We start from the raw sequence: 13,275 nt of genomic DNA on the forward strand, positions 1-13,275 counted from the left end.
CGTCTGATTTTTTTGCCCACCCGCCCACCCGACTCGGTGGGCTGGAAGGCTCGCGTCATGTCCTCAAACGCCGGACGGGCTGAGTTGGTCAGCCCGTCCGGCGTTTGCATGGTCACCTCCTCCGCAGCGTCACCGCCGCCCCCACCGCCGCCAGCACCAGCAGCACCGCCCCCGCGATCGCCGCCCCCTGCATCCCGCTGGTGAACGCCTCCCGGGCGGACCGGGTCAGGGCCTCTCCCGCGGGCCCCGGCAGCCGGCCCGCCGTCGCCAGCGCACCGCCCAGCGTCTCCCGGGCCTCCGCCGGAGCCGTCGCCGGCATCTCGTGGCGGTAGACCGCCGTACCGATCGACCCCAGCACGGCCATGCCGAGCGCACCGCCGAACTCCGCGGCCGTCTCAAGGAGCGAGGACGCTGTCCCGGCCCGTTCCACCGGCGCGGCGGTCATCGCCAGGTCGGTCAGCTGGGAGACGATCGCGACCATCCCGCAGGCGAGGACGCCGGCCCCGGTCAGCACCAGCCACAGCGAGTCGGTGCCGATCAGGGCGAGCAGCACGAACCCCGCCGCCATGGCCGCGAAGCCGCCGGCGACGACGTAGCCGCGGTCGGCGCCCCGCTGCACCAGCTGCGCCGTGAGCGGCCCCGCGCCCCCGATGAACACCGAGGGCAGCAGGCTCCACAGCGCCGCCGCGAGCGGGCTCATGCCGAGGACCGACTGGAGGTACTGCGTGGTGAAGATCGCCGAGCCCATCATGGCGAGCGTGGCGACGAGGTTCAGGACCAGCGCCGGGGTGAAGCCGCGGCCCCTCAGCAGGGCCGGCGGAACCAGCGGGGAGCCGGTGGTGCGCTGGCGGTGGACGAAGAGGGCGGCGAAGAGCAGGCCGACGGTGACCGAGACGACGTAGAGCGGGTGCCAGCCCTCGGAGGGGATCTCCTTGACGCCGTAGACCACGGGGAGCACGGCGGCCATGGAGAGCGGGACGCTCAGCCAGTCGAAGCGGCCGGGGGAGGGGTTCCTGGACTCCGGGAGCAGGACCGGGCCGATGAGCAGGAGCAGCGCCATCGCGGGCAGGTTGACCAGGAAGACCGAGCCCCACCAGAAGTGCTCGATCAGGATCCCGCTCATCACCGAGCCGAGCGCGATCCCGCCGGTCATCACCCCGGACCACAGGCCGATCGCCTTCGCGCGCTGGCCGGGGTCGGTGAACATCGTGCGCAGCAGGGCCATCGTCGACGGCATCAGGGTCGCACCGCCGATGCCGAGGATCGCGCGGGCGGCGATCAGGGTGCCGGCGCTGTCCGCGTACGCGGCGAGCAGCGAGGCGCCGCCGAAGGCCGCGGCGCCGAACAGGAGCAGACGCCGGCGGCCGATGCGGTCGCCCAGCGCGCCCATCGTCATCAGCAGGCCGGCCAGGACGAAGCCGTAGATGTCCAGGATCCACAGCTGCTGGGTGCCGCTCGGGGCCAGGTCCGCGCTGATCGCCGGGAGGGCGAAGTAGAGGACCGAGACGTCCATCGAGACCAGGAGCAGCGGAAGCATCAGCACGCCGAGCGCGATCCATTCGCGCTTCCCGGCCCGGGAGTTGGTCTCACGTGGGGTCGTGCTCGTCGGGTTCGTCATGCCAGGGAATATACGAGCGTCTTAAACGAGTGTCTAGAACGCTTGTATAATTCATCCGTCTAGGACGGTTGTATGGATCCGGGTAGGGTGGTCCGCATGGGACACCGTGAGGATCTGCTGGAAGGCGCCAAGCGCTGCCTGCTGGAGAAGGGGTTCGCGCGGACGACGGCGCGCGACATCGTCAGGGAGTCGGGGACCAACCTCGCCTCGATCGGCTACCACTACGGCTCCAAGGACACGCTGCTCGCCCAGGCCTACATCGCGCTGGTGGAGGAGATGTCCTTCGAGGGCGGCGACGGGGGGCTGACCGGAGCGCCCGGCTCCCTCGAACGGTTCCGCGAGGTGTGGTCGAACATCGTCGACAGCATGCGCGGGCCCGGCTCGATGTGGCGGCTCAGCGTGGAGATCGTGACGATGGGCGACCAGATGCCGGAGGTGCGGGAGCAGTTGGCGCGCGCCCAGCGCGAGGGCGGCCGGGGGCTGACCTCGCTGATGATGGGCGTGCCCGAGGAGGAGGTCTCCGACGAGACCGCCGACACCCTGGGCCGCTTCTACATGACCCTGATGTCCGGCCTCATCTCGCAGTGGACCTTCGACCCGAAGACGGCGCCCGACGGCGACGTGCTCACCGAGGGGCTGCGCCAGATCATCGAGGCCGCCACCCGTACGTGACCCGCCCGGCCCGGGACTCCGCCACGTCCGCTCAGCGGCGGAGGTCGCCTACGGCCGGCACCAGCGCGCCCAGCATCAGCACCGCCGTCACCGCGAAGGCCCACGGGTAGCCGGTCAGCCCCGCGAGGACGCCGAAGCCGGCGGCGCCGACGCCCATCCCGCCGTCGTAGGCGAGATTCCACAGCGCGCTGACCGTGCCGTAGGAGGAGGCGGGGACCCGGGCGTACATCAGGGCCAGGGTGGCGTTCTGCGCGATGCCGAAACCGGCGCCGAACAGGGCGCTTCCCCCGATCACGGCGACCGGGTCGCCCGTCGCGGCGGTGATCAGGACGCCCGCCGCCGACAGCAGCAGGCCGGGCAGGACGAGCCGGGCACTGCCGTGCCGGTCGCCGTGGCGCCCCGCCAGCCAGCGGGTCACGGTCGCGGCGGCCGGCTGCACGAACAGGGCCACCGCGACCACGCCGGAGGACGCCGAGCCGACGGCCAGCGGCAGGAAGGTGACCAGGATCCCGGCGGCCGTCGCGGTGGCCGCGAACACGAGGACCGGCCGCAGCAGGGCTCCGGTGCGCAACCCGGCGACCACACCCACCGGCTGCTCCGACCGCGCGGAGCGTGCGTCCCGGTCCGGCAGCCCGAGCACGGAGGCGATCGCGGCCAGCGCCGCCCCGCCCCCGATCACGGCGACCGTCCCGTATCCCGCGTGCCCGGCCAGCCACAGCCCCAGCGGCAGGGCGACCAGCGACGGCACGCCGGACACCACGCCCACCACCGCCAGCCCCTCGCCCCGGCGCTCCGCCGGGATCAGCGACGCGGTCAGGGCGCCGCCCGCGACGACCGTGAGCGCGAATCCCAGTCCGCGCAGCAGACACACCGCCACGATCCAGACCATGCTCCCGGAGACGGTCAGCACCAGCGCCGGGGCGCCGAGGAGGAAGAGGCCGGCCATCAGGGTCGCCCGGTACCCGTGGCGGGCGACGAGCCGGGGAGTGGCGAGCTCGCCGAGGACCGTGGCGAGCATCAGGGAGCCGGTGGCCAGGCCCGCCGCGCCTTCGCCGCCCGCATCGGCGGCGTAGGCGGGCACGACGGACAGCAGCAGGAAGAAGCTGACGCTCGCGCCGATCAGGCTCACGAAGCGGAGCAGCAGCGCCCGGCTCAGCAGGGGCGGGCGCGGGGACGGGGACGGGGCCAGGACCGGGCGGTTCGCCGAAGTCGTCATGCCGTCGACGCTACGGAGCAACCGGCTCCCGGCTAAGCTCCAATTCCGTGTCCGTTCAGTGGTCCGGTCTGTCGCCCGAGCTCCTACTGACCGTCGACCGCGGGAGCGGGGAACGGCTGTGCGCGCAGCTGGAGGGGCAGCTGCGGGACGCGATCCGCTCGGGCCGGCTCCAGGCCGGCGAGCGGTTGCCGTCCTCGCGTGAACTCGCCCGGCTGCTGGGGGTGTCCCGCGGTCTCGTCCAGGACACCTACGCCCAGCTCCAGGCCGAGGGCTACCTCGTCACCCGGGTCGGCTCGGCCACCCGGGTCGCGTCCTGCGCACAGCCGGCCGCGGCCCCCGCGCCGGCCCCGCCCCACGCCGGCCCCCGGCTGATCGCCGACTTCCGCCACGGCGTCCCGGACCTGGCCTGCTTCCCGGTCGCCGACTGGCTCTGGGCGACCAGGGAAGCGGCCCGCCGCATGCCCACCGCGGACCTCGACTACGGGGACCCACGCGGGAGCCAGGCCCTGCGCGACGTCGTGGCCGGGTATCTGCGCCGGGTCCGCGGAGCCGCCGCCGACCCCGCCCGGACCGTCGTCTGCTCCGGCTACGCCCAGGGCCTGAGCCTCGCCCTGCGCGCGCTCGCCCGCACCGGAGCGGACGTCGTGGCGTACGAGGACCCGGGCGGCCCCGGCACCGCGGAGGCGGCGGCGCAGGCGGCGGGCCTGACGGCCGTACCGGTCCCGGTGGACGAAGCCGGCCTCGACGTGCGGGCGTTGGACGCCACGGGCGCCCGCGCGGTGATCGTCACGCCCGCGCACCAGTGGCCTACGGGTGTGGTGCTGGCCCCCGACCGCCGGCACGCCCTGCTCGACTGGGCGGCACGCAGGGACGCGTACGTCATCGAGGACGACTACGACGCCGAGTTCCGCTACGACCGTGAACCCGTCGGCGCCCTGCAAGGGCTGGCCGCCGACCGCGTGATCTCCGTCGGCACCGTCAGCAAGTCCCTCGCCCCCGCCCTGCGCCTGGGCTGGCTGCTGTGCCCGCCCGCGCTCACCGAACCGCTCACCGACCTCAAACGTGTCACGGACCGCGGCTCCCCCACCCTCGACCAGCTGGCCCTTGCCCGGCTGATCGAGTCCGGGCGCTACGACCGCCATCTGCGCCGCATGCGTACGACGTACGCCGCCCGCCGCACCGCCCTCGTCACCTCGCTGGCCCGGCATGCTCCCGCCGTACGGCTGACGGGCCTGGCCGCGGGTTTCCACGCCGTGGCCCATCTGCCCTCCGGCGCCGACGAGGCGGGGGTGGTGGCGCGGGCCCGCGCCCGCGGGGTGGGCCTGTACGGCATGAGCGCGTGCCGTGCCTCCGGCGCGGTGTCCCCGCCGCAACTGGTCCTGGGATTCGGAAACGTGACGGAACATCGGATCGCGGAGGGGATCGCGGCCGTGGCGGATCTGCTTCGGGCGCCGGGCGGGTGAGGCACGGCTACAGCCGGGCCCTCTTCAGCGCCATGTGCAGCAGCAGGCGGTCCTCGCCGTCGTCCAGGTCGAGGCCGGTGAGCTGTTCGACGCGGGACAGGCGGTAGTACAGGGTCTGCCGGTGGATGCCGAGTGCGGCGGCCGTGCGGCCGGCCTGGCCGGCGTGGTCGAGGTAGACCTCGGCGGTGCGGGCCAGTTCGTGCTGGGCCGGGGTGAGCAGGGGGGCCACGGCGGGGTCGTGGGACGCCTCCGGGGGCAGCGCGGTCAGCAGGCGGTACGGGCCGATGTCCGCCCACTGCGCGACGGGCCCGAACCGCGGTTCCGCCAGCGCGGCCCGGGCGGCGGCCGACGCCTCCTGCCAGACCGCGCCCAGCTCGGCCAGCCCGGTCCGGGCCCCGCCCACACCCGCCGCGCAGTCCGGCGCGGCCGCGACCGGCCCCGCGAACCCCGCGGCCACGGCCGCCGCCGTCCGGGCCCCGGCTCCGCGCGCCGCCGCCGACCGGGCCTCCTCCGCCTCCCTGAGCAGCCGGGCGGCGGCCGTCAGAGCGGGGGTGGCCGTGTCCGTGCTGCGCAGCCGGACCAGTACGGCCAGGCCGTGGCCGGCGGCTCCCCAGGGCAGGGCGCACAGCGCGGTGGCGTGCGGGACCGCGCGCGGGGAGGGGGCGTCGTCCGGGTCGGGGGAGGGCCAGGGGGCGACACAGACCAGCGTGTGCGGGCCGTCCGCGCGGGAGCCCAGGGCCGTACGGAGCTCGGCCACCGCCATGTCCCGCTGCCAGCCGCTCTCCGCGACCAGCACCGCCCGCAGCTCCCGGCCGAGGCCCGCCCCCGCCTGCGCCTCGTCCGCGAGCAGCGCGCCGATCCGCCCGGCCACCCCCATGGCGGCGGCCAGCTGGGCGTCCGTGGGACCCGGATCGGAGTCGAGCAGCCACACATAGCCGAGGACGACACCCCGATGGCGTACCGGAAGGCAGATCCGCCCCCGGTACACCCCGGCCTCCGGGGTCGGCGGGATCCGGACCGGTCCGGTCGCCCGGGTGATGCCGAAGCCCTCGAACCAGGCGCGGACCGCCGCCGTGGAGCGCCGGGTCAGGATCGAGCGGGTACGGACCGGGTCCAGCGCCGACGGATCGAGGTCGCCCTCACTGTCGTACGCCCCGAAGACGATCAGCTCGAAGTCGCGGTTCTCCAGGGTCGCCGGGACGCCCAGCAGCTCCGAGATCTCGTCGACCAGCTCCTGGTAGTCACCCTTGAATTCCGACGTCACCCGGGCATTCTCCCGCAATTCCCGACCGCCTTCATACATATGTCTGAGATCTGCGGAACGGATGCGTGACAGCTGTCGATGGCCCACGATCGGAGGGATCCTTGACTATCACGGTGGTTCCCCGTGCCGTATCCGAATCGTCGGATCGCGGCCTGTCCGGCATGTGTTGTGGAGGTGCCCCGTGCTGGGTCCCGTGATTCTCGCCGCGTCGCGAAGCGACCGGATGCGACGTCTGATCTCGGCGGCCCCGGTGACGAAGCAGGTCGTCGACCGCTTCATCCCCGGCGAGTCGGTCGCCGACATCGTCCCGATCATCGAGGAGCTCACGGGCCGCGGCCTGGAGCTGACGATGGATGTCGTCGGCGAGGACATCACCACCCCCGAGCAGGCCGCCGCCGCCCGGGACGCCTACCTGGCGCTGATCGACCGGCTGCGCGAGCTGGGCCTCGGCGAGCGCGTCGAGATGTCGGTCAAGCTGTCGATGTTCGGCCAGGCGCTGGACGGCGGCCACGAGCTGGCGCTCGCGAACGTCCGCCCGGTCGTCGAGGCCGCCGCCGCGATCGGTACGACCGTCACCCTCGACGCCGAGGACCACACCACCCTCGACTCGATGTTCGCCATCCACGAGGAACTGCGCCGCGACTTCCCGCAGACCGGCTGCGTCATCCAGGCCTACCTCTTCCGCACCGAGGCCGACGCCCGCCGCCTCGCCGCGGCCGGCAGCCGGGTGCGCCTGGTCAAGGGCGCCTACAAGGAGCCCGCCGAGGTCGCCTACCAGCAGAAGAACGAGATCGACAAGGCGTACGTGCGGATCCTGCGGACTCTGATGGAGGGCGAGGGGTACCCGATGGTCGGCTCCCACGACCCGCGCCTCATCTCCATCGCCCAGGAACTCGCCCGGCGCGCCGGCCGCAAGCCCGACGAGTACGAGTTCCAGATGCTGTACGGCATCCGCAGCGACGAGCACCTGCGGCTCGCCGCCGAGGGCCACCGGATGCGCGTCTACACCGCGTACGGCACCGACTGGTACGGCTACTTCATGCGCCGTCTCGCGGAGAAGCCGGCGAACCTGCGCTTCTTCGTCCGCTCGATGATCAGCAAGGGCTGAGCCCACCAAGCCGCGACAGGCCCCAACACCCGCTCACGTACAAGGAGTTACGGATCTCATGGACGCTGTGACCCAGGTCCCCACCCCCGTCAACGAGCCGGTGCACGGCTACGCCCCCGGCTCGGCCGAGCGCGCCCGGCTTGAGGCGAAGCTCAAGGAGCTCGCCGAGAACCCGATCGAGCTGCCGATGACCATCGGCGGCGAGAAGCGGCTCGGCGGCGGCGAGCCCTTCCAGGTGGTGCAGCCGCACAACCACAAGGCCGTCATCGGCACCGGCCGGCACGCCACCCGGCAGGACGCGCAGGACGCCGTCGACGCGGCCCTCGCCGCCGCGCCCGCCTGGCGCGCGATGTCCTTCGACGACCGCGCGGCCATCATCCTGCGCGCCGCCGAACTGCTCGCCGGCCCCTGGCGCGAGACCATCGCCGCCTCCACCATGCTCGGCCAGTCCAAGACCGCCCAGCAGGCCGAGATCGACTCGCCCTGCGAGCTGGTCGACTTCTGGCGGTTCAACGTCCACTACGCCCGCCAGATCCTGGCCGAGCAGCCCCCGGCCAACTCCCCGGGCGTCTGGAACCGCCTCGACCACCGCCCGCTGGAGGGCTTCGTCTACGCGATCACGCCGTTCAACTTCAGCGCGATCGCCGGCAACCTGCCCACCGCGCCCGCGCTGATGGGCAACGTCGTGGTCTGGAAGCCGTCCCCGACCCAGACCCACGCGGCCGTGCTCCTCATGCAACTGCTGGAGGAGGCGGGCCTGCCCAAGGGCGTCATCAACCTCGTCACCGGCGACGGCATCGAGGTCTCGAAGGTGGCGCTCACCCACCGCGACCTGGCCGGCATCCACTTCACCGGCTCCACCAAGACCTTCCAGTACCTGTGGAAGACGGTCGGCGAGAACATCGAGAACTACCGCTCCTACCCGCGTCTGGTCGGCGAGACCGGCGGCAAGGACTTCCTGGTCGCCCACCCGAGCGCCGACCGGGCCGTCCTCAAGACGGCGCTGACCCGGGGTGCCTTCGAGTACCAGGGCCAGAAGTGCAGCGCGACCTCCCGCGCCTACATCCCGGCGTCCATCTGGAACAGCGGCTTCCGCGAGGAGTTCGCCGCCGAGGTCGACTACCTGACCATGGGCGACGTCACCGACCTGTCGAACTTCGTCGGCGCCGTGATCGACGACCGCGCGTTCGCCAAGAACAAGGCCGCGATCGACCGCGCGAAGACCGACCCGTCCTGCGAGATCGTCGCGGGCGGCTCCTACGACGACTCGGTCGGCTACTTCGTCCGCCCGACCGTCGTGGTGTGCGACGACCCGGAGAACGAGGTCTTCCGCACCGAGTACTTCGGCCCGTTCCTCGCCGTGCACGTCTACGAGGACGACCAGTACGACGAGATGCTGACCCAGATGGAGTCGGTGTCGGACTACGCGCTCACGGGTTCGGTCGTCGCGGGCGACCGCGCGGCGGCGGCGTACACGATGGAGAAGCTGCGCTACGCGGCCGGCAACTTCTACATCAACGACAAGTCGACCGGTGCCGTCGTCGGCCAGCAGCCCTTCGGCGGCGGCCGTGCCTCCGGCACCAACGACAAGGCCGGCGCCCCGCAGAACCTGCTGCGCTGGACCCTGACCCGCGCGATCAAGGAAACCCTGGTCCCGCCGACCGACTACGCGTACCCGCACATGGGCTGACCCTCAGCCCCCCGAGCAACGGCCCGGGAAGCCTGACCCACGAGCAGGCTTCCCGGGCCGTTCCCATGTCCTGCCACCTCGTGTGTCCTGCCACCTCGTGTCCGGCCGCACCGGCGTCCGCGGCCTGCCCCCTGTGCCGCCCGGTGGCCCCGTACGACACTGGGGCCATGTCTCTCCGCGTGGCCCACACCGCCGACCTCGACCCCGCCGACCTGCGCGCCGCCCGCGCCCTCCTGCACGAGGCGTTCGGCGGGGACTTCGCCGACTCCGACTGGGAGCACGGACTGGGCGGCCTGCACGCCCTCGTCCACGACGAGTCGGGGCTCGCTGCCCACGGCTCGGTGGTCATGCGCCGGGCCCGGCACCGGGGCCGCTGGCTGCGCGTCGGCTACGTCGAGGCCGTCGGCGTACGGCCCGACGCCCGCCGCCGGGGACTGGGCGGGCAGGTGATGGCGGCGCTGGAACGGGTCGCCGGGCGGGCGTACGACTTCGGTGCGCTGTCCGCCAGTGCGGACGGGGCCCGGCTCTACACCGCCCGGGGCTGGCGGCGCTGGGACGGCCGGGTCTGCGCCCTGTCCCCGGAGGCGGGGATCGTGCGGCTCGCGGACGAGGAGGGGGACGTGTACGTGTGGCCCGGGCCCGCCGGGGACGTCCTCGACCCCGCCCACGAGCTGGTCTTCGACTGGCGCGACGGAGACGTCATGTAACCCGTTCGCCCCATCCGTCTCAACCGTCAAAACCCCAGCTCACGGGCGGGTGACCGGCGTCGCCGTCTCAGATAGTAGGAAGTCCGAGTAATTGTGCAGACAGAAGCGGGCCGCTCCCTTACTTTTGTAGGAGCCGAACGTCTCGCTCGATCAAGCGAATGGCGGTCGTGAGCCGGGCCCCGTGCAGGCAACCCCTGCGGCACCGCTCCCCGCCCCTTCCGGCGTCTCGTATCCCCCCTGCCGTACTCCACGTATGTCGAAGGAGTCGATTCCCATGGCCGAGACGACCGTCCGCCGCCGGGTCCGCCACGTGTCCCGCACGAGCGAGTCCGAGCGCAAGAACGCCGCCGCCGCCCTCCAGCGCGCCCTGGACCGCCGGGACAACGGCGGCGAGACCGGCCACTGAGCCGTTGACGAGAGAGACGTTGACGCACCGCCGGTAACACGTGTAACACCCCCTCGACGGGAGCCGCACCCGCACGGGGTACGGCGCGGCCGGGACAGCCGCGCCGTACCCTGCGGTTCACCGCCCGCGCCGTACCTCGAAGTGGTCGATCCGCGCCCCGCTCTGCGCCAGCGCCGACACCGTCAGCTTCGGGGCCGTACCCGCCTCCGCCTCGACCCTGAGGAAGGAGAAGCCGGCGTACCGCACCCGCGACCACTCCACCGTCTCCGCCACGTTGTGCTGCCCCTTGGCCCAGTGGAAGCTGTCCACCGCGCCGTGCCGGGTGACGTGCCCCTCGTAGCTGTCCCCGACCCCCGAGGGGAACCCGTACAGGTCCCGCCCGCCGCCGCCCGCCGTGACGTACACGATCCCGTCCCGCGTCGGGTCGGTGGCGCCGCCGACCGGGACCGCGCGGCCGACCGTCCCGTCCCGCACCGCGTCCGTGCGCTCGTAGACGTGGTTGTGCCCGTTGATCACCAGGTCCACCTGGTGCTCGGCGAACAGCGGCAGCCAGGCCGCCCGGATCCCGCCGTCGGAGGCGTGCGAGGACGTCGAGTACGCGCAGTGGTGGAAGAAGACGACCACGAAGTCCACGCCCTTCGCCGCCCGCAGCTCCTTCAGCTTCCGCTCCAGCCATGCCGTCTGCCGGCCGCCGCTGTAGCCGAGGTTGGCGGGGATCTCGTAGGACACGTCGTTCGCGTCCAGCGCCACGAAGCCGACGTTGCCGTAGGTGAACGCGTAGACGCCGGGGGCGCCGTGCGGGTCGAAGCCGTTGTCCGGGAGGGCGAAGCGGGCGTACTGGCCGCCGTAGCCGTCGGGGGAGTACCAGGCCTCCATGTCGTGGTTGCCGGTCGTCACCATCCACGGCACCGACCGCGCCACCGGGTCGTTCTGCTTCAGGAACCGGTCCCACTCCCGGGCGTCGTAGCCGTCCGAGGTCTTCCCGGTGCCGTTGCCGTCCGCGTAGCAGATGTCGCCGGCGTGCAGATGGAAGGCGGGGTCCTGCTTCAGCAGCGCGTTGTCACTGGCCTTTCCGGCCCGGCTGACGCCCTGGTCGCCGAAGGCCGTGAACACGAACCGCTCCGGATGCGCGGGCGCGGTGCGGAACGGGGTGATGGCGGAGCGGTGGTCAGGGGCGGCCGGGTCCCAGCCGTCGTGGCCGACGCCGTAGTAGTACGTGGTACCGGGGGTGAGGCCGTCGAGGGCCGCGTGGACGTAGTACTGCTCCACCACCGGGCGCACGCCCCGCACCCCCGGCGTGTGCAGATGCCGTATCTCCGCGGCGACGCGCCGGCCCAGGTCGTCCGGTCGCGTTCCGATCCGCACGAACGGCTTGCGCACCGCGAACGGCACCTGCCAGGAGATCCGCAGCTGCGTCCGCGGATCGGCACCGAAGGCGAGATGACGTCCGAACGGCACCACCGCCGCGCCGCGGACCGCCGAGGTGGCCGGTGCCGGGCTCGCCGACTTCGTCTTCGTCGAGCAGCCGGCGACCAGCCCGCCGCCCGCCACCGCGCCCGCCGTCACCAGGGTGCGGCGGCTCACCAGCCGGGCACGCAGGTACTCGTACTGCTCGGCCATGCTCATCCGGGCGGCCAGCCGCGGCGGGATGCCGAAGTCGGGGATGTCCATAATCGAGAAGCTGCCCAGCGCAGGCCGACACCAGCCGTACGCACGGGTGAACGCCCGTTGACGGAACACCCCCTGTCGTCCGTATGGCGGACACCGCATGTCATCCCATGGGACGAGGGGTAGGGTGCCGGGCATGTCTCGGAGCATCGATCTCGCAGTGATCCCCGGTGACGGCATCGGGCAGGAAGTCGTGGCCGAAGGCCTCAAGGTCCTCTCCGCCGTCCTCCCCGAGGACGTGAAGCTGGAGACCAAGGAGTACGACTTCGGCGCCAGGCGCTACCACGACACCGGTGAGACCCTCACCGACGCCGACCTCGCCGCGCTGAAGCAGCACGACGCCATCCTGCTGGGCGCCATCGGCGACCCGAGCGTCCCCTCCGGCGTTCTGGAGCGCGGCTTCCTGCTGAAGCTCCGCTTCGCCTTCGACCACCATGTCAACCTGCGTCCGTCGAAGCTGCTCCCGGGTGTCGCCACCCCGCTGGCCGGCGAGCCGCAGATCGACTTCGTCGTGGTCCGCGAGGGCACCGAGGGCCCGTACACCGGCAACGGCGGCACCATCCGCAAGGGCACCGAGCACGAGGTCGCCACCGAGGTGTCCGTCAACACGGCCTTCGGCGTCGAGCGCGTCGTCCGGGACGCCTTCGCCCGCGCCCAGGCCCGCCCGCGCAAGAAGCTCACGCTGGTCCACAAGAACAACGTGCTGACCTTCGCCGGGCACCTGTGGACGAACATCTTCAACAAGGTCGGCGCGGAGTTCCCCGAGGTCGCGACGGACTACATCCACGTCGACGCGGCGATGATCTACCTCGTCACCGACCCGGGCCGGTTCGACGTCATCGTCACCGACAACCTCTTCGGCGACATCATCACCGACCTCGCCGCGGCCGTCTCCGGCGGCATCGGCGTCGCGGCGAGCGGGAACATCAACCCCTCCCGCGAGTTCCCCTCGATGTTCGAGCCGGTGCACGGTTCCGCGCCCGACATCGCCGGCCAGGGCAAGGCCGACCCCACCGCCACGGTCCTGTCCGTCGCCCTGCTGCTGCGCCACCTCGGCTACGAGGCCGAGGCCGCCCGTGTCGACGAGGCCGTCACCGCCGACCTCACCGAGCGCCAGGGCAAGCCCGCCCGCTCCACCTCGGAGATCGGCGACGCGCTCGCCGTACGAGTAGCCGGCTGACCCGCCAGGCTTCTCCACAGAACTCCGAAGCCGCCGGGTCGCACACGCACCCGGCGGCTTTCCCATGCCTCCCGCCGGGTGTCACCATCAACCCCGGGTCCGCATTCACCCCGATTCCTTCCGCCCCGGCCCCCGCGCGATAATCGAACGCGGAGCCGCGGTGTGAGGGAATGCTCGGACGTCCTATGACAAGGGTGAGCGCGGCCCCATCACTACAACCGGTGCTGCATCTCCCGGGGGACGACCCCCGGACCCCCGGCCGAAAGACCGCAGCCGCCCCGGC

General features: G+C 72.6%; 11 protein-coding genes. 7 read left to right on the forward strand and 4 right to left on the reverse strand.

The window, feature by feature from the left end; genetic code table 11:
- Positions 1 to 112: 112 nt before the first annotated feature.
- Positions 113 to 1,618 carry an MFS transporter gene (locus ACWGKQ_RS23820; RefSeq protein ID WP_453293959.1) on the reverse strand — a complete coding sequence of 502 codons (1,506 nt, stop codon included), beginning with the start codon at positions 1,616 to 1,618 and terminating at the stop codon, positions 113 to 115.
- Between the two features lie 96 nt (positions 1,619 to 1,714).
- On the opposite strand from ACWGKQ_RS23820, the gene ACWGKQ_RS23825 reads away from it, so the two are divergent.
- Complete coding sequence (locus tag ACWGKQ_RS23825) at positions 1,715 to 2,290, forward strand: TetR/AcrR family transcriptional regulator (RefSeq protein WP_453293960.1); 576 nt, start codon at positions 1,715 to 1,717, stop codon at positions 2,288 to 2,290.
- A gap of 31 nt (positions 2,291 to 2,321) precedes the next feature.
- Here the strand turns inward: ACWGKQ_RS23825 and ACWGKQ_RS23830 are convergent, their stop codons facing one another.
- A complete protein-coding gene (locus ACWGKQ_RS23830; protein WP_453293961.1) occupies positions 2,322 to 3,506 on the reverse strand; it encodes an MFS transporter in 1,185 nt (394 codons plus the stop codon).
- Between the two features lie 47 nt (positions 3,507 to 3,553).
- On the opposite strand from ACWGKQ_RS23830, the gene pdxR reads away from it, so the two are divergent.
- Positions 3,554 to 4,969 carry a MocR-like pyridoxine biosynthesis transcription factor PdxR gene (gene pdxR, locus ACWGKQ_RS23835; RefSeq protein WP_453293962.1) on the forward strand — a complete coding sequence of 472 codons (1,416 nt, stop codon included), beginning with the start codon at positions 3,554 to 3,556 and terminating at the stop codon, positions 4,967 to 4,969.
- 7 nt (positions 4,970 to 4,976) lie between these two features.
- Here the strand turns inward: pdxR and ACWGKQ_RS23840 are convergent, their stop codons facing one another.
- Positions 4,977 to 6,272 (reverse strand): PucR family transcriptional regulator, encoded by a 1,296-nt coding sequence (locus tag ACWGKQ_RS23840; RefSeq protein WP_453293963.1) that lies wholly within the window; start codon positions 6,270 to 6,272, stop codon positions 4,977 to 4,979.
- A gap of 142 nt (positions 6,273 to 6,414) precedes the next feature.
- Between ACWGKQ_RS23840 and ACWGKQ_RS23845 the strand changes: the two genes are divergently transcribed.
- The 4 genes from ACWGKQ_RS23845 (at position 6,415) to ACWGKQ_RS23860 (ending at position 10,144) form a co-directional block, all read left to right on the forward strand.
- Positions 6,415 to 7,341, forward strand: a complete 927-nt coding sequence (locus ACWGKQ_RS23845; RefSeq protein WP_453293964.1) for a proline dehydrogenase family protein — start codon at positions 6,415 to 6,417, stop codon at positions 7,339 to 7,341.
- Positions 7,342 to 7,399: 58 nt separating this feature from the next.
- Positions 7,400 to 9,031, forward strand: coding sequence for an L-glutamate gamma-semialdehyde dehydrogenase (gene pruA / locus ACWGKQ_RS23850; RefSeq protein WP_453293965.1), 1,632 nt, complete (start codon positions 7,400 to 7,402; stop codon positions 9,029 to 9,031).
- 167 nt (positions 9,032 to 9,198) lie between these two features.
- Positions 9,199 to 9,738 (forward strand): GNAT family N-acetyltransferase, encoded by a 540-nt coding sequence (locus ACWGKQ_RS23855; protein ID WP_453293966.1) that lies wholly within the window; start codon positions 9,199 to 9,201, stop codon positions 9,736 to 9,738.
- Positions 9,739 to 10,012: 274 nt separating this feature from the next.
- Positions 10,013 to 10,144, forward strand: a complete 132-nt coding sequence (locus tag ACWGKQ_RS23860) for a hypothetical protein (protein ID WP_089098576.1) — start codon at positions 10,013 to 10,015, stop codon at positions 10,142 to 10,144.
- Positions 10,145 to 10,261: 117 nt separating this feature from the next.
- Here ACWGKQ_RS23860 and ACWGKQ_RS23865 read toward each other — a convergent pair whose 3' ends face one another.
- Positions 10,262 to 11,815: a purple acid phosphatase family protein gene (locus ACWGKQ_RS23865; protein ID WP_453293967.1), complete on the reverse strand. Its 1,554-nt coding sequence runs from the start codon at positions 11,813 to 11,815 to the stop codon at positions 10,262 to 10,264.
- A gap of 133 nt (positions 11,816 to 11,948) precedes the next feature.
- Here ACWGKQ_RS23865 and ACWGKQ_RS23870 point away from each other — a divergent pair, with 133 nt between their 5' ends.
- Positions 11,949 to 12,992 (forward strand): 3-isopropylmalate dehydrogenase, encoded by a 1,044-nt coding sequence (locus ACWGKQ_RS23870; RefSeq protein WP_453293968.1) that lies wholly within the window; start codon positions 11,949 to 11,951, stop codon positions 12,990 to 12,992.
- The last annotated feature ends 283 nt before the right edge of the window (positions 12,993 to 13,275 follow it).

This window comes from Streptomyces sp. NPDC054770, from assembly GCF_053611985.1.